At 68.7% G+C, this 25,797-nt stretch carries 22 protein-coding genes; 10 read left to right on the top strand and 12 right to left on the bottom strand.

Going from position 1 to position 25,797, the window contains the following annotated elements; all coding sequences use genetic code 11:
• Positions 1-33 precede the first annotated feature (33 nt).
• Both AB7E03_RS16190 and AB7E03_RS16185 read right to left on the bottom strand, forming a co-directional pair.
• Complete coding sequence (locus tag AB7E03_RS16190) at positions 34-1,044, bottom strand: aldo/keto reductase family protein (protein WP_489942363.1); 1,011 nt, start codon at positions 1,042-1,044, stop codon at positions 34-36.
• A 177-nt stretch (positions 1,045-1,221) separates the two neighbouring features.
• Positions 1,222-4,581 carry an RICIN domain-containing protein gene (locus tag AB7E03_RS16185; RefSeq protein WP_489942362.1) on the bottom strand — a complete coding sequence of 1,120 codons (3,360 nt, stop codon included), beginning with the start codon at positions 4,579-4,581 and terminating at the stop codon, positions 1,222-1,224.
• Between the two features lie 291 nt (positions 4,582-4,872).
• Between AB7E03_RS16185 and AB7E03_RS16180 the strand changes: the two genes are divergently transcribed.
• The 7 genes from AB7E03_RS16180 to AB7E03_RS16150 all read left to right on the top strand — a co-directional run bounded on the left by AB7E03_RS16180 (position 4,873) and on the right by AB7E03_RS16150 (position 14,354).
• Positions 4,873-5,889, top strand: coding sequence for a LacI family DNA-binding transcriptional regulator (locus AB7E03_RS16180; RefSeq protein ID WP_489942361.1), 1,017 nt, complete (start codon positions 4,873-4,875; stop codon positions 5,887-5,889).
• Positions 5,890-6,554: 665 nt separating this feature from the next.
• Complete coding sequence (locus AB7E03_RS16175) at positions 6,555-7,562, top strand: LacI family DNA-binding transcriptional regulator (protein WP_441783466.1); 1,008 nt, start codon at positions 6,555-6,557, stop codon at positions 7,560-7,562.
• A gap of 85 nt (positions 7,563-7,647) precedes the next feature.
• Entirely contained in the window at positions 7,648-8,898 is a 1,251-nt protein-coding gene (locus tag AB7E03_RS16170) for a sugar ABC transporter substrate-binding protein (protein ID WP_489942360.1), read from the top strand.
• Positions 8,899-8,930: 32 nt separating this feature from the next.
• Positions 8,931-9,899 carry a carbohydrate ABC transporter permease gene (locus AB7E03_RS16165; RefSeq protein WP_489942359.1) on the top strand — a complete coding sequence of 323 codons (969 nt, stop codon included), beginning with the start codon at positions 8,931-8,933 and terminating at the stop codon, positions 9,897-9,899.
• Positions 9,896-10,714: a carbohydrate ABC transporter permease gene (locus AB7E03_RS16160; protein ID WP_489942358.1), complete on the top strand. Its 819-nt coding sequence runs from the start codon at positions 9,896-9,898 to the stop codon at positions 10,712-10,714. The genes AB7E03_RS16165 and AB7E03_RS16160 overlap by 4 nt, the downstream gene beginning before the upstream one ends.
• Positions 10,715-10,716: 2 nt before the next feature.
• The gene (locus tag AB7E03_RS16155) at positions 10,717-12,438 is read left to right on the top strand and encodes an amylo-alpha-1,6-glucosidase (RefSeq protein ID WP_489942357.1); all 1,722 of its coding nucleotides are present in this window, start codon (positions 10,717-10,719) and stop codon (positions 12,436-12,438) included.
• Positions 12,435-14,354, top strand: coding sequence for a glycoside hydrolase family 127 protein (locus AB7E03_RS16150; RefSeq protein ID WP_489942356.1), 1,920 nt, complete (start codon positions 12,435-12,437; stop codon positions 14,352-14,354). The genes AB7E03_RS16155 and AB7E03_RS16150 overlap by 4 nt, the downstream gene beginning before the upstream one ends.
• On the opposite strand, the gene AB7E03_RS16145 is transcribed toward AB7E03_RS16150, so the two are convergent.
• Entirely contained in the window at positions 14,351-14,818 is a 468-nt protein-coding gene (locus AB7E03_RS16145) for an MSMEG_6728 family protein (RefSeq protein WP_489942355.1), read from the bottom strand. The genes AB7E03_RS16150 and AB7E03_RS16145 overlap by 4 nt on opposite strands.
• Positions 14,819-14,841: 23 nt before the next feature.
• On the bottom strand, positions 14,842-15,468 hold the full coding sequence (locus AB7E03_RS16140; RefSeq protein WP_489942354.1) for a TetR/AcrR family transcriptional regulator: 627 nt from the start codon (positions 15,466-15,468) through the stop codon (positions 14,842-14,844).
• A 71-nt stretch (positions 15,469-15,539) separates the two neighbouring features.
• On the opposite strand from AB7E03_RS16140, the gene AB7E03_RS16135 reads away from it, so the two are divergent.
• Positions 15,540-17,084 (top strand): MFS transporter, encoded by a 1,545-nt coding sequence (locus tag AB7E03_RS16135; protein ID WP_489942353.1) that lies wholly within the window; start codon positions 15,540-15,542, stop codon positions 17,082-17,084.
• Positions 17,085-17,193: 109 nt separating this feature from the next.
• On the opposite strand, the gene AB7E03_RS16130 is transcribed toward AB7E03_RS16135, so the two are convergent.
• The 6 genes from AB7E03_RS16130 to AB7E03_RS16105 form a co-directional block, all read right to left on the bottom strand.
• On the bottom strand, positions 17,194-17,628 hold the full coding sequence (locus AB7E03_RS16130) for a hypothetical protein (protein WP_489942352.1): 435 nt from the start codon (positions 17,626-17,628) through the stop codon (positions 17,194-17,196).
• A 557-nt stretch (positions 17,629-18,185) separates the two neighbouring features.
• Positions 18,186-18,476 carry a hypothetical protein gene (locus AB7E03_RS16125; protein WP_489942351.1) on the bottom strand — a complete coding sequence of 97 codons (291 nt, stop codon included), beginning with the start codon at positions 18,474-18,476 and terminating at the stop codon, positions 18,186-18,188.
• 187 nt (positions 18,477-18,663) lie between these two features.
• Positions 18,664-20,439, bottom strand: coding sequence for a DEAD/DEAH box helicase (locus tag AB7E03_RS16120; RefSeq protein ID WP_489942350.1), 1,776 nt, complete (start codon positions 20,437-20,439; stop codon positions 18,664-18,666).
• A 58-nt stretch (positions 20,440-20,497) separates the two neighbouring features.
• A complete protein-coding gene (locus AB7E03_RS16115; RefSeq protein ID WP_489942349.1) occupies positions 20,498-22,411 on the bottom strand; it encodes a Na+/H+ antiporter NhaA in 1,914 nt (637 codons plus the stop codon).
• Between the two features lies 1 nt (position 22,412).
• Complete coding sequence (locus AB7E03_RS16110) at positions 22,413-22,829, bottom strand: GNAT family N-acetyltransferase (RefSeq protein WP_489942348.1); 417 nt, start codon at positions 22,827-22,829, stop codon at positions 22,413-22,415.
• Between the two features lie 140 nt (positions 22,830-22,969).
• Positions 22,970-23,602, bottom strand: coding sequence for a TetR/AcrR family transcriptional regulator C-terminal domain-containing protein (locus tag AB7E03_RS16105; RefSeq protein ID WP_489942347.1), 633 nt, complete (start codon positions 23,600-23,602; stop codon positions 22,970-22,972).
• Positions 23,603-23,688: 86 nt separating this feature from the next.
• Here AB7E03_RS16105 and AB7E03_RS16100 point away from each other — a divergent pair, with 86 nt between their 5' ends.
• A complete protein-coding gene (locus AB7E03_RS16100) occupies positions 23,689-23,880 on the top strand; it encodes a DUF7489 domain-containing protein (RefSeq protein ID WP_489942346.1) in 192 nt (63 codons plus the stop codon).
• Entirely contained in the window at positions 23,877-24,476 is a 600-nt protein-coding gene (locus tag AB7E03_RS16095) for a dihydrofolate reductase family protein (protein WP_489942345.1), read from the top strand. Before AB7E03_RS16100 ends, AB7E03_RS16095 begins: the two co-directional genes overlap by 4 nt.
• Positions 24,477-24,572: 96 nt before the next feature.
• On the opposite strand, the gene AB7E03_RS16090 is transcribed toward AB7E03_RS16095, so the two are convergent.
• The gene (locus AB7E03_RS16090) at positions 24,573-25,313 is read right to left on the bottom strand and encodes a sirohydrochlorin chelatase (RefSeq protein ID WP_489942344.1); all 741 of its coding nucleotides are present in this window, start codon (positions 25,311-25,313) and stop codon (positions 24,573-24,575) included.
• Entirely contained in the window at positions 25,310-25,681 is a 372-nt protein-coding gene (gene nirD, locus AB7E03_RS16085; RefSeq protein ID WP_441783447.1) for a nitrite reductase small subunit NirD, read from the bottom strand. Before nirD ends, AB7E03_RS16090 begins: the two co-directional genes overlap by 4 nt.
• Between the last annotated feature and the right edge of the window lie 116 nt (positions 25,682-25,797).

Here is a 25,797-nt window from a genome sequence, read left to right as displayed (position 1 = left end):
TCGCGGGGGTGGAGGAGGGGGAAGCGCGGCGCGTCAGGCCTCGCGGGTCTTCGGCGAGCGCGTGTGCGTGTGCGACGGGTCGCGCTCGATGGCGCCGCCCAGGACCTCGTCGATGCGGCCGAGCAGCTCGGCGGGGATCGTGACGCCGGAGGCCTTCACGTTCTCGACCACCTGCTCCGGACGGGAGGCTCCGATGATCGCCGTGGCGACGTTGTCGTTCTGCAGCACCCACGCGACGGCCAGCTGCGCCGGGGTCAGGCTGAGCTCCTGCGCGATCGGCGTGAGCTCCTGGACGCGCGTGAGCACGTCATCCGTCAGCCAGCGCTTGACGGCGCCCGCGCCGCCCTTCTCGTCGGTGGCACGGCTGCCCTCGGGCAGTGGCGCACCGGGACGGTACTTGCCGCTGAGCACGCCCTGCGCGACCGGCGACCACACGATCTGAGAGATGCCGAGTTCCTTCGAAGTCGGCACGACCTCCTCCTCGATCACCCGCCACAGCGCCGAGTACTCCGGCTGGTTCGAGATGAGCTGGATGTGCAGCTCCTTCGCGAGCGCAGCACCGGCACGCAGCTGCTCGGCGGTCCACTCGCTGACGCCGATGTAGAGCGCCTTGCCCTGGCGCACGACGTCCGCGAACGCCTGCATGGTCTCCTCGAGCGGCGTCTCGTAGTCGAAGCGGTGCGCCTGGTACAGGTCGACGTAGTCGGTCTGCAGCCGCGACAGCGACCCGTCGATCGACTCGAGGATGTGCTTGCGCGACAGTCCGACGTCGTTGTGGCCCTTGGGTCCGGTCGGTCCGAAAACCTTGGTGAAGATCTCCAGCGACTGCCGGCGCTCGCCCTTCAGCGCCTCGCCGAGCACCGTCTCCGCGGCCGTGTTGGCGTAGACGTCTGCCGTGTCGAAGGTGGTGATTCCGGCATCGAGCGCCGCGCGGACGCAGGCGGCGGCCGTGTCGTTCTCGACCTGCGAGCCGTGGGTCAGCCAATTGCCGTAGGTGATCTCGGAGATCTTGAAGCCGGAGTTGCCGAGGTATCTGAACTGCACTGTCGTTCCCTTTCACACCGCTGGACGAGGTTCGTCAGGGGAATCGTAGGCACGATCGATTCAGCAACTCCAACAGCGGTTCGTTCTCGGATTCAGTCCCGCGATCGATGAAACGGGCCCAAGATGCACGCAAAGGAGGCGCGGACCGCTGGGCCCGCGCCTCCCGTGTCCCCTCGGCTACTTGGTGACCGTGACCGTCATCGTCTTGCTGCTGGTGGTGCCCGCAGCATTGGTGAAGTCGACCCGGTACACGTATGTGGCCGTGGACTTCGCGTGGACCGCCAGCGTCGCCGACTGAGCACCCGGCGTCTGCGCCACCAGGCTCCCCTGGCCGACGGCCACGCCGTTCTCGTAGAACGTGTAGGAGGTCGCGTTGGTTCCCCACCACATGTTCGCCGTGACGGTGTAGCTGCCGCCGCCTCCGCGGTTGTCGTTGCTCAGCACCGGCGTTCCGGGCGCGGCCTGCGTCACCGTCACGGTGGTGCTGCTCGTCGCCGTCGTCCCCGTGCTGTTCACGAGCTCACCCGTGTAGACGTAGGTGCCGTCGGACTTGCCGTGCACCGGGATGGACACCTGCTGCGCACCGACGCCGCCGAAGGTGAGCTGCTTGGTCGCGACCAGGGCGCCGTTCTCGTAGAGCCGGTAGATGGACCCTTCTTCGCCCCACCACAGGTTCATGACGACGTTGTAGTCGCCATCCTTGAGACCCGTGTCCCAGCCGTTGTCGTTCGAGAGCACGGCCTTGCCCGGCTTGCTGGTGGACCCGTCCGGGACGGTCACCGGCGCACTCAGCTCCGACTTCGCACTCTCACCCGCTGCGTTGACCGCCGCCACCGCGAACCGCGCACTGTCGCCGGGCCAGACGCCCGTAATCGTCGCGCTTGTCGCATCCGCGGCGACCGTGGCGACCGGATCGGTCACACCGTCGCTGTAGACGCGGTAGCCGGTGATCGGCGTCCCGCCGTCGTCCGCAGGAGCACTCCAGCTCACCGTGACGGCCGACGCATCGGCCGTGGCCGTTACGGCGGAGGGCGCAGCGGACGCGGCCACCTGGTGCAGGGTCCAGAAGTGGTCAGCGGTCTGCGCATCCGTCGCCGAGGTGTTCGTCGTCGCGGAGGCACCTGCCACGACCGTCCCCGTGCGTCCACTGCCGGAGGAGTCGACCAGCGTCGTTCCCCCCGCCTCGTCGAACGCGTAGTGGACGACGTCGCCGCTGCCGGCCTGACCGGACGCCAGGGCGGCGACCTCGGCCGCGCTCAACGCCCGGCTGTAGATGTTCAGGTCGTCCACGGCCGCATTCAGCGCCGGGTCGCCGCTGTACTGCGACTTGCCGATGTAGTTGCGCGTGCTCTGGCCGAAGGCCGACGGGTGGACCGTCATTGCTGCGTTGGTGGCGACCACCTGGCCGTTGACGTACAGGGCGCCCGTCGTCCCCGCGACGGTGACCGTGACGAGCGACCACTGATTGAGCGGGAGGGTCTTGCTCGCGCTGTTCAGCCGTTGCTCACCCCCGCCGCCGCTGGTCGTGATGGCGTACCGCAGCTCGGTTCCGTCGTTGAGGGTCAGGAACATGCTGGCGTTGCTGCTGGAACCGATGTCGAACACGCGCTGCCAGCTGGAGTTGCTCGCCGGGTTCACCCACGCCGAGACGGTGTAGTCGCCGGTCAGGCCGCTGACGGCGCCGGTCGGGAGGGTGGCGTACGCCGTGCTGTTGCAGAACGAGAGCGCCGACCCGATCTTGCCGGGCTGTCGGGGACCGGTTGCGGTGCACCCGGAGGTCACCGATCCGTCGGTCCACTGGACGACGCCCGCACCAGCCGCCTTGCTCATGCCGGCGACGGACAGGACGAGTCCGGTGCCGTAGTTCGCGAACCGGTAGTTCCCCTTCCCGTCCGGGACGACCTGCCAGAGCTGTTCGTCCGTCCCGCCGTCACCCCAGATCACCGCGGGAGCGCCGGTGGCGGTGGATGCGCCCTGGATGCCGAGGGCGAGCCCCGATGCCGGGTTCACCACCTTGTACAGGCCGGAACCCGCGGAGACGAGCTTCCACGTCTGGGTGGCGCTTCCGCCGGCAGCGGCCGTGTTCTGGACCGCCGCGGTACCGGACGCGGTGCCGGAGGACTGCGTGTCGAGAGAGAGCCCGCTGTTGACGTTCGAGATCGTGTACGTGCCCGAGAGGTCGACGGAGTCGCCGGCCGGGGTCACCACGATGTGATAGCCGTACGCCGGGTTCATGACCACGGGAACCGTGATGGAGCCGTCATCGCCGACCTGGTAGTTCGTGGTGGAGATCGTGGTCGGTGCGGCCACGGCCGTGGTCCTGCCGTACGACGGAGTGAACTCCACCTTGACGTTGACCTTGCTGCCCAGCTGCAGCTTGTCGAGGCCCGCGACTCGGATGCCGGCCGCGCCCGAGGTGCCGCCGGTGATCACGTCCACCTCCTTCTTGCCGGGGCTGACGGAGGCTGCCGCGTCGAAATTGTTGTTGCCGGGCGGTGTCGTGGTGACCATGTCGCCGTTCATGCCGGCGTACCAGGTGTAGAGCCAGTAGGCGCCGTTCGGCTTGCCTCCCTGGCCGGTGAGGAGGTCGCCCAGCGCACCGGACTGGTTCCAGAAAGCGAGTTCGGCGTTACGGATGCCGAGCCGTTCGAATTTGGAGATGTAGCCCACGAGCGACCCGGGGATGCCCACCTCCGCCGGAGCCGCGTACTCCTCGATGTCGATCGGGCGGCGCTGGATGCCGAGCGCATCCTCCATCGCCTCCACCTTGGCCACGTCGCCGGCGATCTTCGACGACGAGATGAGCTCATGCCAGGCCAGGACATCGGGCACGGTGTCCGTAGCGACCGCGTTCTGCAGGAAGTTCTGCATGTCGCCGATGTTGTCGGAGAAGCTGGGCCCCTGGATCGGTGTGGTCGCGTCGAGGCTGCGGATCAGCCGGTAGGTGTGGGTCCAGAAGTCCTCGAACGTGCCGTTGGAGGCGAGCCAGGTGTTGTCTGACTCGTTCCAGGGCGCGTAGGCGGCGAGGTTCGTCATCCCCGAGGCCTTCACCTGCTGGATCTGGGTCGTCACGACCTGGTCCCACGTGCTCCAGGAGAACTGGTACGGCCAGCCCGCGTAGTAGTCGGAGAGCCGGTCGACGACCTTCGCGCCGGCCGCGTTCGCCTTCTGCCAGGTCTGGCCGATGTCGCCGGAGCCCTGCTGGTGCCCGCCGATGGGCATCATCACGAACGTGTTCGGCTTGATCGCCTGCACGAGGGCGTCGGAGGGCGTCGTCGCGTTCGCGAGGCCGTACAGCGAGCCGGTCGCCACATGGGTCACGGGACGGAACGGCTGATCCGCCTGCACGACGAGCGTGTTCGCTGCGGTGGGAGCGGCATCCGCCGGAAGCGCTGCGAGAGCGCCGCCGCCGACCACGAGGGCTGCGCCGGTCGCGGCGGTGACGACGGTGCGGAACACCCCACGGCGGGGCGTGGGCGGATGGGATCCGCGGTCGGGGATCCGTGTTGCGCGCCGGATCGAACGTGTTTCAGACATCGTTGTTCTCCATCGTTCTCGATCGGAAGGCAGAATCGGCGAGCGTCATCCCTGCCGCTCGAACCGCACCGGGGTACGCGGAACGCCCTGATGGATGCTCCGTCGCACCACGGCGCGTGTCCGCCGTCTGCCTGAGTACATCGCTTGTCGAACCGGTTCGACAGACGATGTGTGCAAGCTAGTCCCCCTTGACGTTTTTCGTCAAGGATTCTCGGCGAACCGATTCGACGCCCGCGCCGCGCCGGTGCGCTGTGACGGCATGACAGAATCGACCCGTCGAGGAGGTACGACATGGCGACCACGATCGGCGACGTCGCCCGGGCAGCCGGCGTCTCGCGCAGCACGGTGTCGTACGCGCTCTCCGGCAAGCGCGCGATCTCCGAGGAGACGCGGACGCGCATCCAGGCCGCCATCGAGCAGCTCGGCTTCACGCCGAACGCCGGCGCCCGCGCCCTCGCCACCGCGCAGACGAACGTCCTCGGTCTTTACCTGCAATTCCAGGAGGACGAGTTCGCGCCGGCGATGCTGCAGTACGTGCTGCCCGTGTCGACGACGGCCCGCGAGCACGGCTACGACCTGCTCATGGTCACGGACACCGACCTCGTGAACGCCGTGCGGCGCACCACCTCCTCCGCGATGGTGGATGGCGTCGTCCTGCTCGACGTCACCTACGACGACGTGCGACTCGACCCGCTGCGCGAGACGACCCAGCCGGCCGTGCTGATCGGCTACGCCCGCAACGGCGAGGGATTCGACTCCTACGACCTCGACTTCGGCGAGGCCGCGCGGCTGATCGTGGACCACCTGGCGGAACTCGGGCATCGCGACGCCCTGCTCATAACCCCGCCCCGCCACGTCTACGACCGCGGCGGTTCGTACGCCTGGCGGTTCCGCGACGCCGCGCTCGAGCGGGCCGCCCGCTACGGGATGCGGCTGGTGTCGCACTATGGCGAATCGCGGCAGCCTCGGATCACGGAGTCGCTCGATGCCGCCTTCGAGGCGTCGCCGGATGCGACCGCGCTGGTCGTCCACAACGATGCGACCATCGCTGCGCTGCCCGCCTATCTGGACAAGCGGCGCGTCCGTACACCGGAAGACCTCTCCGTCGTGGGCGTCTTCTCGCAGGATTTCGGGCAGGCGTTCTCCCTTCCGTACACCGCCGCGGAGACCTTGCCCGACCGGCTCGGCGAGGAGGCCGTGCGCCGCCTGATCCGCCGGATCGCCAACCCGGACGAGGCCGGCGCCCCGCGCGCCCGCTTCATCGAGCCGACGCTCGTGGACCGCGGGAGCACGCGCCCCATCCCCTGAGCCGCCCCGCCCGGCCCGGCCGCTTCGCCCGCCCGGCCGCTTCGCCCGGCGCGCGCTTTCGCCCGCTCGGCCAGTTCGCCCGCTCGGCCAGTTCGCCCGCCGCGCCGGGCCACTCGCCACCTCCGCCTCGCGCTGCCCGCCGCGCGCCGCGCGGGGAGGGAAATTCGCACAGCCAACCGCCGGATCTCCTTCAGTACTGCCAATCGGAGGAGATCCGACACCCGATCTCCTTCGTTGTGCGGCAGCAGGCACGACGTCCACCGCAACCCCGTCTTTCGTGAGGTGCTCGCAGTTGCTGCCGACACGCCGTGGGCGAGCGCAACTACGAGCACCTCAAGTGGGGGTGAGAGCGGAACGGACACCCCTGCACCTGCACTCGCTGCGACGCTTGCAGCCGCTGCCGCACTTGCAGCCGCTGCGGCATGCTGCCTGCGCCCGTCTGCCCGCTGCCCGCGCGGCCCGCCGAGCGCAGGCCAACGAAGGAAATTCGAACCGCCGACGGCCGAATCTCCTTCAGTACTGCCAATCGAAGGAGATTCGACGCCCGATCTCCTTCAGTACGCAAGTGCGCGCAAACTATCGAACCGCTTCGACTTGTGAACCCCTCCCAGAGTCGCTACAGTGATCGAACCGGTTCGACGATGAATGCTCCGAGGAGGCGCGCTGTGGCGATCACGATCACCGATGTGGCCCGCCACGCGGGAGTCTCCCCGAGCACGGTCTCCTACGCTCTCTCCGGTAAGCGCTCGATCTCCCCCGAGACCCGGGCCCGCATCGACGAGGCCGTCGCCGCCCTCGGCTTCACGGCGAACGCCGGCGCCCGGGCCCTCGCCACCTCCCAGACGATGGTCATCGGCCTGCTGACGCAGTTCCACCAGGACGAGTTCGCCCCCGCGATGCTCCAGTACGTGCTCCCGGTGTCGGACACCGCGCGCGAGCTGGGGTACGACATCCTGCTGGTCACCGAGACCGACGCGACCGCGGCCCTGCGCCGGGTGACCAGCGCCGGGATGGTCGACGGCGTCGTCCTGCTGGATGTCGTGCACGAGGATCCGCGCCTCGCGACCATGAGGGCGGCCGCCCAGCCCGGAGCCCTCGTCGGACTGCCCAAGCAGACCGAAGGACTCGACGTCTTCGACCTGGACTTCGGCGAGTCCGCGCGCATCCTCGTCGACCACCTCTACGGCCTCGGCCACCGCGAGATCATCGTCGTCTCGCCGCCCAAGCACGTGTTCGAACGCGGCGGCGCCTACGGCTGGCGGTTCCGGGATGCGGCGCTCGAGCGCGCTGCCAGGTACGGCATCCAGATCCACCCCTACTACGGCGAGGCGCAGCAGCCGGCCATCGGCCAGAGCATGAACGCGATCCTGGATGCGCGCCCCACCGCGACCGCGCTGATCGTGCACAACGACGCCACCATCGCGGCACTGCCCTCCGTGCTGGCCACCCGCGGGATGCGGGTACCCGAGGACCTCTCGGTGGCGAGCCTCTACTCCAAAGACTTCGGCCGAGCGTTCTCCCTGCCCTACACGGCGGTGGAGAGCTCGCCCGATCAGCTGGGCCAGAACGCGGTCCGGCAACTGGTGCGCCGGATCACGTCGCCGGAGCTCGCGGGAGCCCCGGTCACCCGGTTCATCGCACCGGAACTCACGATCCGCGGGAGCACCCGATGAACCCGAACTCACACGCAGCGACCCATACCCAGCCCGGTGCTCCCCGGACGACACGACAGCAACGCACGATTCAAGGAGGAATACTGTGATCGCACACAAGCACGCGCGCCTCATCGGCGCCGCGATTCTCGCGACGGCCGTCATCGGCGGCGTCTCAGCCTGCTCGGGCTCCGGCTCGAACTCGACCAGCAGCGCGGGCGGGACGTACGCGTTCTGGGACCCGTACCCCCAGTTCGACGCGTCGTCCGACTGGACCAAGCTCGTCGAGCAGTGCGGCACCGAGGCCGGCGTCACCGTCAAGCGCACCGGCTACGACACGAGCGACCTGACCAACAAGGCGCTTCTGGCCGGCCAGCAGGGCAGCTCGCCGGACCTCCTGCTGGTCGACAACCCGGTCGTCTCGACCCTGGCCGAGGCCGGCATCCTGACCAGCACGTCGGAGAACAAGCTGGACACCTCCGACATCCAGAAGAACATCCTGGCCGCCGGTCAGCTCGACGGGAAGACCTACGGGGTCCCGATCGGAGCCAACACGCTGGCGCTGTACTACAACAAGGCCGTCCTCAGCGCGGCCGGCGTCGACGTGGCGAGCATTACCGACTGGGACAGCCTCACCGCCGCCCTCGCCAAGGTCACCGCCGCCGGTAAGAAGGGCATCACCTTCTCGGCGATCGGCACCGAGGAGGGCAGCTTCCAGTTCCTCCCCTGGTTCTGGGGTTCCGGGGCCGACCTGAAGCACCTCGACTCGGCCAAGGCGGTGCAGGCGCTCACGCTCTGGACGGACTGGGTGAAGAAGGGCTACGCCCCCAACTCGGTGATCAACAACACCCAGACCACGTCGTGGCAGGAGTTCGCGACCGGCGACTACGCGTTCGGCGAGAACGGCACGTGGCAGCTGGGGAACGTGAAGAAGGCCGGTATCGACTACGGCATCCTCACCATCCCCGCCGCCGACGGTTCCGCGGCGCCTGCGCCGACGGGCGGCGAGTTCATGACCCTCCCGGTCCAGAAGGACACCGCACGCTACGCGACCTCGAAGAAGATCGCGGACTGCCTCACCAGCACCAAGAGCTTCGTGAAGACCGACACGACCCTCTCCTACATCGCCCCCACCGAGGCGGCGCAGAAGGAGCAGGTCGCCGCGAACCCTGAGCTGAAGCCGTGGGTGGATGCGGTGGCCGCGGCGAAGGGCCGCACCAGCGACAACCTGGGCACCAAGTACCCGAAGATCTCGCAGCAGCTCTGGGGCGCGGTCCAGAATGCCCTGAGCGGCTCGCAGACGCCGGAAGCGGCGCTGAAGACCGCCCAGAGCGCGGCCGAGGCTGCGACGAAGTAACCGACCTGCACCTCCTTCGAAAGCACGGATCCATGACCACGACACAGGCAGCACCGCGCGGTGCTGTGCGGGGCGAGGACGGGGTGGCCCACACGGCCGCCCCGTCCAGGGCCCCGAAGCGCCGGTCGGGACAGTGGGCCGCCTGGGCGTTCCTCGCCCCGGTGGTCCTCTACCTGATCGTCTTCTACGCCTTCCCGCTCTACCGCAACATCGAGCTCAGCGTCCGCGACTACACGGTGCGCTCCTTCGTGCAGGGGGATGCACCCTTCGTCGGCCTGGACAACTACGTGAAGGTGTTCCAGAGCCCGACCTTCGCGCCGGCCATCCTGCACACGGGACTCTTCACCGTGATCTCGATCGCGTTCCAGTTCACGATCGGCATGGCGCTCGCGGTCTTCTTCCACCAGAACTTCCGGCTCTCGGCCACGCTCCGCGCGCTGTTCCTCGTGCCGTGGCTGCTGCCGTTGATCGTGTCGGCGTCGACCTGGTCGTGGATGCTGAACAGCGACTCCGGTGTCGTGAACGCCCTGCTGGAGGCGGTCGGTCTTCCCGGGATCAACTGGCTGACCTCGCCCGACTGGGCGCTCACCAGCGTGATCATCGCGAACATCTGGATCGGGATCCCGTTCAATCTCGTCATCCTGTATTCAGGACTCCAGAACATCCCGACCGAGCTCTACGAGGCCGCGTCCCTCGACGGCGCGAACGGCTGGCAGAAGTTCTGGAGGGTGACCTTTCCGCTGCTGCGGCCGGTCTCCGCCATCACGCTGCTCCTCGGCCTGATCTATACCCTGAAGGTCTTCGACATCATCTGGATCATGACCAGGGGCGGCCCGGGAACCTCGTCGACGACCCTGGCGACGTGGTCCTACCAGCTCGGGTTCGCCTCCACACTGCCCGACTTCAGCCCGGCCGCCGCGGTCGGCAACGTGCTGATCGTCATCGCCCTCGTCTTCGGCGTCATCTACATCCGCACCCAGCGAAAGCAGGATCTCGCATGAACGGCCGGCGGCCCTGGTGGAAGACCGTCGTGGGCATCCTGCTCACGGCGCTGATGCTCTTCCCGGTCTACTGGATGATCAACGTCTCGCTGACGCCGACGAATGAGATGCGCAAGAGCCCGCCGAACCTCTTCCCGGTGCACGCCACCTTCGAGGGGTACCAGGCGGTCCTCAGCCAGCAGCTGCCCTATCTCGGCACGAGCCTCCTCATAGGGCTCGGCACGGTCATCCTGACGGTGGCGCTCGCGGCTCCGGCGGCGTACTCGCTGGCCAAGCTGCGCCCGCGCGGTCGTGGAGCGCTCGGATTCGTGCTCCTGATCGCGCAGATGATCCCCGGCATCATCATGGCGATGGGCTTCTACGCCATCTACCTGAACCTGGGCATCCTCAACACGATCTGGGGACTGATCATCGCCGACTCGACGCTCGCCGTCCCGTTCGGTGTGCTGATCTTCACGGCTTTCATGACAGGCATCCCCGACGAACTGATGAGCGCCGCGAAGATCGACGGCGCGGGCACGTGGCGCACCTTCCGCTCGATCGTGCTTCCGGTGAGCCGCAACTCCATCGTCACGGTGTCGCTGTTCGCCTTCCTGTGGGCCTGGTCGGACTTCATCTTCTCGTCGACCTTGAACAGCGGTGGCACCCTGCAGACGATCACGCTCGGCATCTACAAGTACATCGGCAACAACAACCAGGAGTGGAACGCGATCATGGCGACCGCCGTCGTCGCCTCCATCCCTGCGGCTGTGCTGCTCGTGATCGCCCAGAAGTACGTCGCGGCGGGCGTCACGGCCGGAGCGGTGAAGGACTGAACATGCAGCACTTCGACGACTTCTCCTTCGACATCGCGGAGATCCCCTTCTCCCGTCGGGGCGCCTGGCTGGACCTGTCGCGGGTCACCGGCCTGCACACTCTCGCCGACGACATCCACCTGGTGACGCACACGGGCGGCATGCACGCCGTCTTCCGTCTCGAGCCGCGGCTCGACGGACGGAGGGTGGATGCCGTGGTGCGGGCGACTCCTGCGGTCCTGAGCTGGAATGTGGCCGGCGCTTCGGTGGAGGCCGTCTTCGGCGAGGGCGGCATGCGGTTCCGCGGGAACGGTCTCGGGATGAGCTTCCTCGCCCCGGACGAGCTCACGCCGTTCACCGGCGGTTACCTGTTCGTGGACCCGCTCGACGATGCGGTCACCCTGACGAGCTACGAGTCGGGCCGGCGCTACCGGTTCACGACCCTGACCGGTCAGCCGGAGGTGACCGGGGCGGAGCGGGTCGGCGTCGGCGAGCGTTCGCTGACCTTCGGCTCGGACGCGCCGTGGGAGGTGCTCCTCGAGGAGATAGAGACGGGCGCTCCGCCGGCCGGCACGGCCGACGACTTCGACCGGGTGGCCGACGCCAGACGCGCGGAGTTCCGCGCGTACTGGGACGGTCTGATCGGCGGGGAAGCGACACCCACCGCGATCAAGGCCGCCTACGTCCTGTGGTCCGCCACGGTCGCTCCCGCCGGCTTCGTCACGCGGGAGGCCGTGCTGATGTCCAAGCACTGGATGGACAAGGTCTGGAGCTGGGATCACTGCTTCAACGCCCTCGCGCTCGCTCCGAGCGACCCCGATGCGGCGCTCGACCAGTTCCTGCTCCCGTTCGACCACCAGAACCCGGTCGGCGCCCTGCCCGACTCGGTGACCCACTCGGAGGTGCTGTACAACTTCGTGAAGCCGCCCATCCACGGCTGGGCCTTCGCACAGCTCCGCGCCCGGACCGCTCGGCCATATAGCGTCGGGCAGCTCCAGGAGGTCCACACTCGTCTGAGCGCCTGGACCCGGTTCTGGCTCGACTACCGCCGCAAGCCCGGCCACGCGCTGCCGTACTACCAGCACGGCAACGACAGCGGGTGGGACAACGCGACGACCTTCGACAAGGGCGGCGTAATCGAGGCGCCCGACCTGGCCGCCTTCCTCATCGTGCAGCTGCGGGTTCTCGCGGACCTCAGCGAGGAGCTCGGTCACTCGTCCAAGGAGTGGTCGGCGGCCGAGCGCGAGCTCCGCGCCGCACTGTTCGATCAGCTCTGGACCGGCGGCACGTTCGTCGCCCGGTCCCTCGCGACCGCCGAGGCCACCCTCGACAGCAGCCTCCTGAACTGCCTGCCGATCATTCTCGGCGAGCAGCTGCCGTCCGAGGTCGTGGAGCGGCTGGCCGCCTCCATCGGCGACCACCTCACCGAGTGGGGGCCCGCGACCGAGCCGGTCGGCTCACCGCTTTACGAGGACGACGGCTACTGGCGTGGTCCGATCTGGGCGCCGGCGACGGTGCTGATCGAGGACGGACTCCGGCGAGCAGGATGCGCTGAGCTGGCCGACCGGGTCTCCGCCTCCTTCCAGGCCGTCTGCGAGAGGTCCGGCTTCGCCGAGAACTTCGACGCGCGCACCGGTGCGGGCCTCCGCGACCGCGCGTACAGCTGGACCGCCGCCGCCTACCTGACCCTCCGGGCCGACGCGCGGCAACGCGCGCTGGCCCCCGCCCTTGCAGGAGAACGATGACGGACACCCTCGACCTCACCCGCCTCGGCGGACCGGTCTCGCCCCGCGCCTCGGCGCTTCGTCCGCTCAACCCGGCGGAGGTCCGCATCACCGGCGGATTCTGGCGGGAGAAGCAGGAGCTCAATGCGAGCGCGATCATCGATCACTGCTTGACCTGGATGGAACGGATCGGCTGGATCGGCAACTTCGACCGGGCTGCGGCGGGCACCGTCGCCGAGCACCACGAGGGGATCGAGTTCGTCGACTCCGAGGTCTACAAGCTGCTCGAGGCGATGGCATGGGAGATCGGCCGGGCCGGCGACACTGGGCTCGACGCCGTGTACCGGCGGCTGGTCGAGCGGGTGGCCGCGGCACAGGAACCCGACGGCTACCTCCACACGTCGTTCGGCAGGCCCGGGCAGCGCCCGCGCTTCTCCGATCTGGAGTGGGGACACGAGCTCTACTGCTTCGGGCACCTGTTCCAGGCGGCCGTCGCGCGCATCCGGACCGGGTACGACGACACGATCGTCGAGGTGGCGCGGAGACTCGCGGACCACGTCTACCGGGAGTTCGGCCCTGAGGGTCGGGACGAGATCTGCGGGCACCCGGAGATCGAGACGGCCCTGGTCGAGCTGGGCCGGGCGCTCCACGAGCCGAGGTACGTCGACCTCGCGCGCCTCTTCGTCGAGCGGCGCGGACGGCGGACGCTGAAGACGACTCTGTTCCAGGGAAGCGAGTACTTCCTCGACGACCAGCCTGTCCGCAGCGCCGACGTGCTGCGCGGACACGCCGTTCGCGCCATGTACCTCGCCGCGGGAGCGACGGATGTCGCCGCCGAGGTGGGCGACGACGAGCTGCTCGACGTCCTCAGGCGCCAGTGGGAGAACACCGTCGCGCGACGCACTTACCTTACCGGCGGGATCGGATCCCACCATCAGAACGAGGAGTTCGGGAGCGACCTGGAGCTGCCCGCCGACCGCGCTTACGCGGAGACCTGCGCCGCGATCGGCTCGGTGATGTTCAGCTGGAGGCTGCTGCTGCAGACCGGCGAGGCGAAGTACGCCGACCTCATCGAGCGGACTCTCCTCAATGCGGTGCTGGTGTCTCCCCGCGAGGACGGCCGCGCGTTCTACTACGCGAACACGCTCCACCAGCGCTTCGCCGGCTCGGTCCCGGACGAGGACGAGATCAGCGAGCGCGCCGAGTCGAGCATGCGGGCTCCCTGGTTCGAGGTCTCCTGCTGTCCGACGAACGTCGCCCGGACTCTCGCGAGTGTCGGCTCGTACATCGCCACGGCGACGCCGGACGGTGTGCAACTGCACCAGTTCGCCGACGCGGAGATCTCGACGGTCGTCGCGAGCGGCGCGCTGCGATTGCGGGTGGAGAGCGGCGGCTACCCGTTCGCGGGCTCGCTCTCGGTTGCGGTCGAGTCCGAGGGCGAGGCGGAGGTCGCCATCCGCATCCCCGGCTGGGCGCAGGGCGCGCGCGTCCTGCTCGACGGGATGGAGGTGGCCGTCGCCGACGGGTATGCGCGCGTGCGCGACCGTTTCGCGCCCGAGAGCAGGATCGACGTGGAGCTTCCTCTGGAGGCGCGCCTCACCCATCCCGACCCCCGCATCGACGCTCTCCGCGGGACCGTCGCGGTGGAGCGCGGCCCGCTCGTGCTGTGCGCCGAGTCCACGGACCTCCCCGCCGGCGTCGACGTCGGTCGTGTCAGCATCGACTCCAGCGCACCGCTGCAGACCACCGGCGACGGCGCGTCCGTCCGGCTCCGGATCGCGCCCGAGCGGGAGTCGTCGTGGCCCTACGGCGACCGTCCGGTGGCTGAGGCGGGCACGGAGACCACGGCCCGCCTCATCCCGTACCACCGCTGGGCGAACCGGGGGCCGAGTACGATGCGCGTCTTCCTGCCCCTCGCCGAGGGCGGGGCCGTCTAGACGTCCAGCAGCGGCGATCCGTCGGCCTCCCGGCTCGCACCGGGCCACACGTACGGCAGGTCGTCAGGCACATCCGGGAACAGCGGACGGTAGAACTCGGGATCCTTGCGCACCAGGTTCGACCGGTGGCTGCGGTGGAACTCCGGGTCGCCGATCCACGGCGGAACCTCGAGCTCGTCCTGGGCGAGGTCGACCACCTCCGGCGCGAACTCGAGCACCTGCGGACGCACGGTGTCGGCGTGGCCGAGTTCGATCCACGCGTCAGCGGATTCGAGCGCGTACTTGGTCAGGGCGGGGACGTATCCCCGCCACATCTTCGCGACGGGATGGTGCCGCCACCCGTACCCGGGAACCGTGACCGCGCGGAGCACCTGCAGTGCTTCGACGCGCTGCTTCCCCATCCGGGCGCGGTCGAGGATGCGCACGCTCTCCGCGAAGGACGGATACGGGAGGAACGTCTGCACCTCCCACACCGTACGCGCGGGGTCTAGACGCGATCCGGCGCGGTCCGTCTGATGCCGACGGCGGGCAGCAGGATGTCGTCGATGATCCTGAGCAGGAACTCCCGGTCGACGGGCTTCCGCAGCACCAGCACCCGGTAGGCCGCCATCGACGGCGCGACGAGCGCGAGGTGCTCGATGTCACAGTCGGCGGGGATCTCGCCGCGTTCCACAGCGCGGCGCAGGAACATCCGGTTGATGGATGCGCGCGGCTCGACGATCGCGGCATTGACCGCTTCTGCGAGGTCCGGATTCTCGGCGAGCATCGAGACGAGGCCCGCCATCACCCGAAGCTTCTTCTCGGCGTCGACGATGGTGTGCGGTTTCATCATGGCGACGAGGTCGCCACGAAGGGTGCCGGTGTCGGGAAGCGCCGTCGACTCCACGTCGACCTTCTTCATGCAGGCGACGGCGTCGACGACCAACTCGGCCTTGGAGGCCCACCGCCGGTACACCGTCGCCTTGCCCGCTTTGGCGCGTGCGGCGACCATGTCGACCGTCATGCGGTCGTAGCCGGTCTCGGCGAGCACGTCGAGGGCGGCCTCGAGGATCTCGGGGTCGCGGGTGTGATCTCGCTTGCGCCCGAGCTTCGGTGCGAGGGCTTGTGTTTCCATCTCTGACAGTCTAGATGAATTCCTGAACAAAAGAGATCCGGAACTGCTGAGTTTCGTATAGGCTGACGCTCATGTCTCAGACCAACCCCTCCTCTACGACCGCGGCACCCGACGCGGCCGCGCCCTCCTCGCGGCGCTGGTGGACCCTCGTCACCGTCGCCCTGGCGCAGCTGATGGTCGTGCTCGACTCGACCGTCGTGAACATCGCCCTGCCGTCCGCGCAGGCCGATCTCGGCTTTTCGAACGCCGACCGCCAGTGGATCGTTACCGCCTACTCCCTCGCCTTCGGCAGCCTCCTGCTGTTCGGCGGCCGGGTCTCCGACCTGATCGGCCGCAAACGCGCCTTCATCATCGGCCTGGTCGGCTTCGCCGGCGCCTCCGCGCTCGGCGGCGCCGCGGGCACGTTCGAACTCCTGGTGGGCGCCCGCGCTCTCCAGGGCGCGTTCGGCGCGTTGCTCGCCCCGACCGCCCTCGCGGTGCTCACCACGACCTTCACGGTGCCCAAGGAACGGGCGCGCGCGTTCGGCATCTTCGGCGCGATCGCCGGCGCCGGCGGAGCCGTCGGCCTGCTCCTCGGCGGCGTGCTCACCGAACAGCTGGACTGGCGCTGGAACCTCTACATCAACGTGGTCATCGCGCTGGTCGCGGTCGTCGGGGCGGTCCTCTTCGTCACCACCGTCCCGCGTACCGGGCCGCGTCCGAAGCTCGACGTGCCGGGCACCATCCTCGTGTCCGCCGCGCTCTTCTCCATCGTCTACGGCTTCTCGAACGCCGAATCCGAAGGATGGGACTCGCCGCTCTCATGGGGCTTCCTCGCGGCCGGCGGGATCCTGCTGATCGCCTTCGTGATCTGGCAGCGTCGCGCAACGCATCCGCTCCTTCCCCTGCCGATCGTGCTCGACCGCAACCGGGGCGCGTCGTACAGCGCGATCCTGATCGCGGGCGCCGGGATGTTCGGCATCTTCCTGTTCGTGACGTACTACCTTCAGTCCACGCTGAAGTTCACGCCCATCCAGACCGGTCTCGGCTTCCTTCCGATGATCGTGATGCTCGTGCTCGCCGCGCAGCTCTCGACCAACATCTTCGTTCCGCGGTTCGGGCCGAAGGTCATGGTGCCGATCGGCATGACGATCGCGGGGAGCGGCATGCTCTACCTGACGCACCTCGGTGTGACGGCGAACTACGCGGTCGACCTGCTCCCGCCGCTGATGATCCTCGGCTTCGGGATGGGCTCCACGATGCCGGCCGCGATCCAGACCGCGACGCTCGGGGTCGACCGCCGCTTCGCGGGCGTCGCGTCGGCGATGGTCAACACCAGCCAGCAGGTCGGCGGTTCCATCGGCACCGCGCTGCTGAACACGCTCGCGGCGACGGCGGCCGCCGACTACCTCGCGTCGCACCTGCCGCCGACGCCGCAGGTCGCCGCGGAGGCGGCCGTGCACAGCTACGCCACCGCTTACTGGTGGGGCGCCGCGTTCTTCGCCTTCGGCGCCGTGCTCACCGCGTTCCTCTACCGGCGCCGGGGCGCCACGCAGGCAAGCGCGGCACCAGCAGGTTCGGCCGGTGACGGAGTCGCCGACACCTCGGCCGCTCCGGAGCCGGTCGTCGCCCACTGAGGGACGCCGCCCGCTGAAGGGCACCCTCCACTGGCACCGCCCGTCGCGGAGCCGCCGACGTAAGCTGCGTCGGGGCTTCCGCGATGGGCGGTCGTCGAGGGGAGAGCCGTCAGTCGTTACGTACGGACTCCCACACTTCTCGCACCGTCGGGCCCCCGGGCGCGCGCAACGATCGCAAACGCTTGATGAAGCGATTCCGTTGATCCGGAGTGGCCCCCCGCTCATCCAGGTACATCGCCAACGAATCCTCGGAGTGCTCGCTCAGAGGCGAGCCGTCCTTCATCTCGGCCGACGCATTGCGATTCAGACGAGCGAATTGCTCAACTTCCGGGTGATGACGACTCACCTCGTCAAGAACCCGAGCGGACGCGCCGATGTTGCCCGCGATACTTATCGCCACTTGCCGATCGGGGTGGGATGCCAGTCGGAACAGTGCGTCCTCAGAAGTGTCCGGGCCGCTGGCCACTCGCCAGCGCTCGCTGGCCTCCTCTTGCTCAGGAGAGAGATTGCCATGCCCATCCCCGAAGGAACCGAACCCGCTCAAGGGCACACCTCCTGGCTCAGAACACACACTGATAGGCAGCCGGACTGGGCTCTTTGCACGTCGCTGACCTGCCCGTCTTGAACTCGAACGCCTGAGTCCCGCCCGGTTTCCCGATACGCACTTCGTACCATGCCTGGAAAGATTTGTTCAACGTGGAGCTGTGATAGTTGTATTCCGCGCAGACGAGCACGGCGACCTCTGAGAGCACGAAGAGGGGCGCGGATCACTCCACGCCCCTCTTCGCTCGTCTAGTCGTCGCCCATCCGGTGCGCACGTGGCGGCCCGTAGGCGCCCGTGCCACGCCGTCGATCCCGCAGCGCAATAACCAGGTAGGCCCCGGCGACCGCCCCGGCCCAAACTGTGGCCAAAAACAATAGCCACCAGTTTGTAATGCCGCGAATGGCGTAACTGACGCCGAGTGCGCCGGATGCTACGCCGAGCATTCCCCAGAGCACGGCGTGGATGATTCGAGGACTACCGAAAGCCCATCGAACCCAGCGGGAACGGTCACCTATGCTCATGCTGCACTCCGTCCGGGTATCGGTCAGCGACGCCTTTCAGTTCCGCTGCGGGTGGATCGCAGTGAGGCGAATCGCCGAGTTCAGATACGCAACGGCAATAGCCAGCGAGACGATTCCACTCACCCATCCCGCTCGTCCGCCGGTGAGCATCGCAGTGCTCGCCGAACCGATCGCCTGCACGATGAACCAGCCCGCGAGCACAAAGCCAGCCGTGGGGTACGCCGTCATACGCCACCACTGCCGCGGCGCATCGGACTCGTTCTCGCCCCGGAGGAGGCGAGTGAGGATCAGCACGAGGACCACGACGATCCCGCAGCTCGCCACCACCCCCCACCCTGGGGACGTGGTCAGTTCGACCGTTATCCCGACTATCACGGCGAGCGCAGAGCCCGCAGCGATCAGAGCCGCTTTCGTTGCACCGTTTCGGACTCGCATGACGTCACCACCCGTGAGCGCCGCACGTTACGACGCTCACTTACGTAGACGCCGCTTTCTACGCGTTATGACGAGGACGTCAGCTGCGTCGCGGTTTCCGCGGCGGGCGGTCGTCGTAGCGCGGGGTGTCGCGGCGGGCGCCGGCGCCGCGGTCGGGCCGGATCTCGATGAGCTTGCCGCTGATCCGGGTGCCGGAGAGACGCGCGAGCGTGTCGCCGGGAAGGTCAGCGGGCAGCTCGACCACCGAGAAGTCCGGCATGATCCGGATGTGCCCGAAGTCCTCGCGGCTCAGGCCGCCCTCGTTGGCGAGCGCGCCGACGATCTGGCGCGGCTCGACCTTCTGCCGCTTGCCGACCTCGATCCGGTACGCGGCCATGGGCTTGTCGCTCCGCGCGCGCCGGTCCGGACGATCGCCGCGGTCGCGCGTGCCTCGATCCGGGCGGCTGGACCGGTCGTCGCGGGAGTCGCGGTCGACGCGCTGGGTGAGCGCATCCTCGGGGCTCAGCAGCAGCGGCTCGTCGCCCTGCGCCACGATCGCGAGCGCCGCGGCGACATCCGCCTCGGGAACGTCGTGGTGCTCGACGTAGTGGCCGATGATGTCGCGGAACCGCGAGACGCGGTCCTCCTGAGCCAGTGCCGCCGTGATCGCGTCGTCGAACCGGGTCAGCCGGGTGACGTTGACGTCGTCGACGCTGGGCAGCTGCATCTGGGTGAGCGGCTGGCGGGTGGCCTTCTCGATGGACGTGAGCATGCGACGCTCGCGCGGCGTCACGAAGCTGATGGCGGCACCGCTGCGGCCCGCGCGGCCCGTACGACCGATGCGGTGCACGTACGACTCGGTGTCGATGGGCAGGTCGAAGTTGACGACGTGGCTGATGCGCTCGACGTCGAGTCCGCGCGCGGCGACGTCGGTGGCGACGAGGATGTCGAGCTTGCCCGACTTCAGCTGGTCGACCGTGCGCTCGCGCTGCGCCTGCGCGACATCGCCGTTGATCGCGGCCGCCGAGTACCCCCGGGCTCGCAGCCGCTCCGCGAGCGTCTCCGTCTCGTTCTTGGTGCGGACGAAGACGATCATGCCCTCGAAGTTCTCGACCTCGAGGATGCGCGTGAGCGCATCCACCTTCTGCGGGTACGACACGACCAGGTAGCGCTGCGTGGTGTTCGCCGAAGTCGTGGTCTTCGACTTGACCGTGATCTCCTCAGGGTCGTTCAGGTACTTCTTCGAAATGCGCCGGATCTGGGGCGGCATCGTCGCCGAGAACAGCGCGACCTGCTTGTCGGAGGGCGTGTCGGCGAGGATCGTCTCGACGTCCTCCGCGAAGCCCATCTTGAGCATCTCGTCGGCCTCGTCGAGCACCAGGTACTTGAGCTGCGAGAGGTCGAGGGTGCCCTTGTCGAGATGGTCCATGATGCGACCGGGAGTGCCTACGACGATGTGGACGCCGCGGCGCAGCGCCGAGAGCTGGACGCCGTATCCCTGCCCGCCGTAGACCGGAAGCAGGTGCACGCCCTTCAGGTGCGACGCGTAGCTCTCGAACGCTTCTGCGACCTGGAGGGCCAGCTCGCGGGTGGGTGCAAGCACGAGCGCCTGCGGGGTCTTCTGCGACAGGTCGAGGCGCGACAGGATCGGCAGCGCGAACGCGGCCGTCTTGCCCGTGCCCGTCTGGGCGAGGCCGACGACGTCGCGTCCCTCCAGCAGCAGCGGGATGGTCGCCGCCTGGATGGCGGACGGGGTCTCGTACCCGACATCCTTCAGCGCCTTGAGCACGGGGCCGTCGAGTCCGAGATCGGAGAAGGTGGTGGTGGTGTCGCTGGCGGTCTCCGCCTCGCTGTCCAGGGAATCAGACGGGGTCATCATCCAACGGTAGCCCCTGCGGGCCACGCAGCGCTGCCATCCCGCTGCTATCGCCCTGCTATCGCCCTCCGACGCCTCCGGCGACGGCCGTGCGTGCCGCATTGATCGCCTGCGACAGCGAGTCGATGTCGACGGCGCCCTCGTGCCGCTGACCGTTGATGAAGTAGGTGGGCGTGCCCGCCGCGCCGCTCTCCTCGGCCGACATGATGTCGGCCCGGACCCGGTCCGCGTAGGTGTGCCTGCGCAGGTCCTCGATGAACCGGTCCGGATCGATGCCGACCTGCTCGGCGTAGCCCTCCATGTCGCGCAGGGTCAGATGGTGCTGGTTCTCGAACAGAACGTCGTGCATCGGCCAGAACGCCCCTTGCCCGCCTGCGGCCTCGGCCGCCTCCGCTGCCAGCAACGCGTTGGGGTGCACGTCCGTCAGCGGGAGGTGTCGCCAGACGAGGGCCACATCCGGGTGCCGCTCCAACAGTTCGCGCGCCGTGGGTTCGCCTCGCTTGCAGTAGCCGCACTCGAAGTCGCCGTACTCGACGAGCGTGACCCGCGCGTTGTCGGCGCCGCGGACGTGGTCGGTGCGCTCGTCGATGGGACGCAACAGGTCGAGGGTCGGATTCGGCATGCCGTTGAGGGCGACCGTCCGCCTGTTGGCCGGAATGAACCGCACGCACTGGAAGACCAGCCAGGTGAGGATCGCCGAGCCGATCACCGAGTAGAAGATCCCGATCTTCGCCTCCGCGAGTTCCGGCCCCGCCAGCGCGATGCTCGCGATCAGCAGGGACACGGTGAAGCCGACGCCCGCCGCCGTGCCGCTGCCCAGCACCGACAGCCAGCCGACCTGTGGATGGACGCGCCCGCGGGTCACCCTGCTCAGCAGCCACGCGCTCCCCAGCACGGAGATCGGTTTGCCGACCACGTAGCCGAGCACGATGCCGATCGTGATCGCGCTTACGGCCGAGCGGGCGAGGAGCTCCGGCGTGATCCTCACCCCGGCGTTGGCGAGGGCGAAGATCGGCACGACCACATAGCTGGTCCAGGGGCTCAGCCGGTACAGGATGCGCTCGTTCTCGGACAGCGAGTCCGCCAGCCCGGCCGCCGCCGACCGCGCGAGTTCGGCGTTCGGGCTCTCGCGGTAGCTCCGGACGAGTCCGGTCGCCCGCTCCAGGTCGGCTCGGAGCGGCACGTACGCGGTCGTCGCCAGGCCGATGGCGAGGCCGGCCACGACCGGGTCGATCCCGCTGACCAGAAGGGCGAGCCACATCCCGACTCCGAGGACGATCGCCAGGTTCCTGCCGAGGGTGCGGTCCATCCGCCGCACGACGATGATGCCGATGAACAGGACCACGGCGACGACGAGGGCCCACGGCGAGATCGGTCCGCTGTAGAGGACGGCGATGATGATGAGGGCTGCGACGTCGTCGACGACGAAGGCGGTGAGCAGGAAGGTCCGGGTCCGCCTCGGCGCTCGGCGCGCCAGCAGGGTGAGGATGCCGAGGGCGAGTGCCGTGTCCGTCGACATCGCGACGCCCCAGGCGCGGGCCGAATCCATCCCCTGGTTGATCAGGAGGTAGATGCCGACGGGCAGGGCCATCCCGGCGAGCCCGACGGTGATCGGGAGGACCAGGCGTTTGCGTTCCCGCAGGTCGCCCAGGTCGAACTCCCTCCGCGCCTCGAGCCCGACCGCCAGGAAGAACAGCGTCATGAGTCCGCTGTTGACCCACGTGCGCAGGTCGTAGCTGACTTCGAACCGGCCGATGCTGATGCCGAGCGGCTGCTCCCAGAACTCGTCGTACCCGCCGATGTTGGCCCACACCACGGCGAGGATGACGGCGAGGACGAGCAGCACGGAAGCGAGGGCGCCCGCCCGGAGGATCCCGTGGAAGGTCCGCTTCGGGTGCACCATGACGGTGCGCTCCTCGTCGCCAGGCGCGGCGACCACCGCTGCGGGCGGCTCGGTCTGGGGTGTGGTCACGTCAGTTTCGGGCGACGAGTGAGTCGTACTCGTCGTGCTGCTCGATGAACGTCTTCACGATCGGACACTGCACCTTCACCTGCAGGCCCTCGGACCGGATGGCGTCGAGCACGCGCCGGATGAGCTCCGTCGCGACCCCCTGGCCGCGGAACTCGGGATAGACGGAGGTGGCGATCAGCGTGATGACGTCGCCGTGGCGCTTGTACGTGATCCCGCCCACCAGAGTGTCGCCGCTGACCGCGTCATAGCTCTCGGTCTCCGCGTTGTCCACGACGAAGAACTCGATCCCCGGCTCCGCCGGACCGTTCGCGGTCACCTCGTCGACCAGCACCCGCTGGTCCTCCGAAAGTGTGCCGGTCCCGTCGGGGTAGCCGGCCTCATCGGGGTACTCGATCGATCCGCTCGTCTCGTCGGCCATCGCCCTGCCTTCCTGCTCGAAGCGTCTGAACATCCCGTCGGGGATGCTCAACGCTATCCCCGCAGGCCTCCCCACCACCATCCATCGAGGTGCTCGTTGTTGCGGTTCTTCACGGCGTGTCGGGCGCAACAACGAGCACCTCACCGGAGAGGTTCCGAGGGGCTCGGCGCCAGCCCCCGGATCAGCGCGGCGAGCCCCGTCTCGAACTCGTGGTCCTGGCCGAGGGCGACGACCTGTCGGGCGCTGTCCATCAGCCGTGACGCAGCGCTGTCCGTGCGCTCCGTCTGGATGACGATGTCCCCGCTGTCGCGCGCGGACTGCTGTTCGATCACCGAGCCGATCGTGTACCGAGCCACGGCGATGAGGGCGAGGATGGCGCCCGTGGCCGTGAAGCCCGCCGCCTCCAAGACGCCCACCTGGGCGATCGCTGTGTCGAGCTCTGGGCTCCGCGACCCGGATGACGCGATTAGGCGCGCTCCGTCGCGGGTGCCGAGCATCGCGCTGCGCAGGCTCCGCGCATTGCGGGCGACGAAGGTGTCCCAGCGTTCGCCATCTGCGGGCAGACGGTCCGTGTGCTGCCGGGCGAGGATCTCGTCCGCGACGGCATCCAAGAGTTCCGCCTTGTTGGCGAAGTGGTGGTAGAGCGCGGGCTGGCGGATACCGAGCCGCTCTGCGATCGCACGCAGCGACACATCGTCGAGTCCGCGCTCGTCCAGGACCAGGAGCGCGGCCGCCACGATGGAGGCCCGGTCGGTGCGCGAGGGGTACGGCATCATCACAGAATATCGCGGTTGGCACGCAAGGCTATCGTTGATAAGCTTCACGGCACTGAGTGGGGAACAGAGGGGAAGGGGAACGCATGGGATCCGAACAGTCATGGACGGGCACGGTGGTCGAGAAGTCACGGAAGCTGCTGGACGGCTCGAACCTCTACCGGCAGGTCATCGTCGAGACGGACGAGGGCACGACCAAGGCGATCCGAGTCGACCGGGCCGTGTGGAAGGACCTTGCGATCGGGGATCGCGTGGATGCGAAGGGGAACAAATCATGAAACTCACCGTCAGCCTCCAGGTCACCCTCGACGGCGTCGCCCAGGCGAACGGAGGCAACAACGAAGAGATGGACCCGGGGTTCACTCGCGGTGGATGGGCGCTTCCGCTCAACGACGAGGACGCGGTGCAGTACATCCTCGAAACCTGGAGGCGGCCCGAGGCGTTCCTCCTCGGCCGCAAGACCTACGGCCTGTTCGACACCTACTGGGGCGCCCGCAGCGACGACGGCGGATTCGGCGAGGCGATCAGCTCCAAGCCGAAGTACCTGGTGTCCACGACCGTGGCCGACCCGACCTGGCAGCAGACGACCGTCGTCTCGGGCGACGTCGCGGCCCGCGTGCGCGAGCTCAAAGCCGAGCCCGGCGGCGAACTGCTCGTGGTGGGCAGCACTGCGCTTGTTCGCTGGCTGCTCGAGAACGAGCTGGTCGACGAACTGAACCTGGTCCAATTTCCGGTGATCGTCGGCGAGGGCGAACGCGTCTTCCCGCAGCGGGGCCTCGACTTCGCGCTCGACCTGGTCGACTCGCGCGTCTTCGGGACGGGGATCGTCGCCCTCACGTACCGCGTGGGCGGTCGTCCCCAATACGCCGGCTAGGAGCCCCCTCCCGGCGTCCCTAGCCTGGTCAGACCTCCGGGCGAGGTGCTCGTAGTTGCGCTCTCCGACGGCGTGTCGGGCGCAACGACGAGCATCTCAGCAGAGGTGGACGGGCTGCGACGCGGGTAAGGCAGCGGAGGGATGGGGAGCGGCGTCCGCGATGCGGGACAGCACGACCTCCACCAGCTCCGGCGGCGTCGATGTGGCTGTCAGCAGCGGTGCGGAGACCGCATCCGCCCCGGCGCGCGCCGCGAGTGTCGCGAAGTAGCCGGGCGCCAGCAGATAGGTGGCGATGAGCACGCGGGCGCCGGGCTGCGCGGCGCGCACCGCTGCCACCGCCTCAGGAAGAGGGGGCGACGCGGCGGAGATGAAGCCGACGGTGACCGGCCGGCCGATGCGCTGCGCGAGGAGCTCGCCCATCGTGCGGCAGTCGGTCACCGCACGCTCGTCGGTGGAGCCGGCCGCGGCAAGGATGACGGCGTCGCCCTCGCGCATCCCGGCCTCTTCCAGCCGCTGCACCAGCACGTCGGCCAGCCGCGTGTCGGGGCCGAGGGCGCCCGCAACCGTCGTCGCAAGGGGCGCCTCGGCCGCGCTCTCGGCGAGGTCGACGAACACGTGATAGCCCGCCGACAGCAGCAGGGGGACGATGACCGCACGATCCGCGAGGTCCGTGGCTGCGGCGAGCGCGGTGGGCACATCCGGCTGTTCCACATCGACGTGGCAGCCGAGCACGGGCTCCTCGAGCGCCGCATCCACTCGCTCGACCAGACCGCGCACGGCGGCCTGCCCCTCGGGTGACGAGGTGCCGTGGGAGGCGGCGACGACGGCCGTGGTCATGCGTCCTCGAGTTCGATCTCGATGAAGCCGCCGACGATGCGCGTGCGGAAGGTGCGGAGGGCGAGCGCGGGATCGGTGAAGCACTCGCCGGTGCCGAGGTCGTAGACCTGCTTGTGCAACGGGGAGGCGATAGTCGGTCGGTCGCCGCGCGATCCGACGATGCCGCGCGCCATCACCGGCGCGCCGCCGTCCGGGTCCTCCTGGGCGACCGCATAGACCTCGCGCGGGCCGAGCAGGAACAGCGCGATCTGCCGCATGCGCAGCAGCACCGCCTCGCCCCAGGACGGCTCCAGATCGTCGACCTGGCAGGCGCGCACCCAGTCGGCGTGCCGGGAATCGGAACGGGGAGTCGTCTGCGTGATGGTCATGCACCGAGAGTAGACAGCCGATGTTTCGGGCGGCGACGGCGGCTGTTACTTCTGGGTGAACCGCGCCTCACACCAGTGGGGCCGTCGTGTGCGTCTCGTGTTAACGCGCGGTTACA

It is taken from the genome of Leifsonia sp. RCC_180 (assembly GCF_058138205.1).
The sequence above is the reverse complement of the archived record's forward strand: the minus strand, read 5'-3'. Positions and strand labels throughout refer to the sequence as shown.

Excerpts from the sequence above, each read along its gene's own strand:
- AB7E03_RS16185 (WP_489942362.1), bottom strand. The coding sequence starts at position 4,581 with ATGTCTGAAACACGTTCGATCCGGCGCGCAACACGGATCCCCGACCGC.
- AB7E03_RS16180 (WP_489942361.1), top strand. The coding sequence starts at position 4,873 with ATGGCGACCACGATCGGCGACGTCGCCCGGGCAGCCGGCGTCTCGCGC.
- AB7E03_RS16165 (WP_489942359.1), top strand. The coding sequence starts at position 8,931 with ATGACCACGACACAGGCAGCACCGCGCGGTGCTGTGCGGGGCGAGGAC.
- AB7E03_RS16160 (WP_489942358.1), top strand. The coding sequence starts at position 9,896 with ATGAACGGCCGGCGGCCCTGGTGGAAGACCGTCGTGGGCATCCTGCTC.
- AB7E03_RS16155 (WP_489942357.1), top strand. The coding sequence starts at position 10,717 with ATGCAGCACTTCGACGACTTCTCCTTCGACATCGCGGAGATCCCCTTC.
- AB7E03_RS16150 (WP_489942356.1), top strand. The coding sequence starts at position 12,435 with ATGACGGACACCCTCGACCTCACCCGCCTCGGCGGACCGGTCTCGCCC.
- AB7E03_RS16140 (WP_489942354.1), bottom strand. The coding sequence starts at position 15,468 with ATGGAAACACAAGCCCTCGCACCGAAGCTCGGGCGCAAGCGAGATCAC.
- AB7E03_RS16135 (WP_489942353.1), top strand. The coding sequence starts at position 15,540 with ATGTCTCAGACCAACCCCTCCTCTACGACCGCGGCACCCGACGCGGCC.
- AB7E03_RS16120 (WP_489942350.1), bottom strand. The coding sequence starts at position 20,439 with ATGACCCCGTCTGATTCCCTGGACAGCGAGGCGGAGACCGCCAGCGAC.
- AB7E03_RS16110 (WP_489942348.1), bottom strand. The coding sequence starts at position 22,829 with ATGGCCGACGAGACGAGCGGATCGATCGAGTACCCCGATGAGGCCGGC.
- AB7E03_RS16105 (WP_489942347.1), bottom strand. The coding sequence starts at position 23,602 with ATGCCGTACCCCTCGCGCACCGACCGGGCCTCCATCGTGGCGGCCGCG.
- AB7E03_RS16100 (WP_489942346.1), top strand. The coding sequence starts at position 23,689 with ATGGGATCCGAACAGTCATGGACGGGCACGGTGGTCGAGAAGTCACGG.
- AB7E03_RS16095 (WP_489942345.1), top strand. The coding sequence starts at position 23,877 with ATGAAACTCACCGTCAGCCTCCAGGTCACCCTCGACGGCGTCGCCCAG.
- AB7E03_RS16090 (WP_489942344.1), bottom strand. The coding sequence starts at position 25,313 with ATGACCACGGCCGTCGTCGCCGCCTCCCACGGCACCTCGTCACCCGAG.
- nirD (WP_441783447.1), bottom strand. The coding sequence starts at position 25,681 with ATGACCATCACGCAGACGACTCCCCGTTCCGATTCCCGGCACGCCGAC.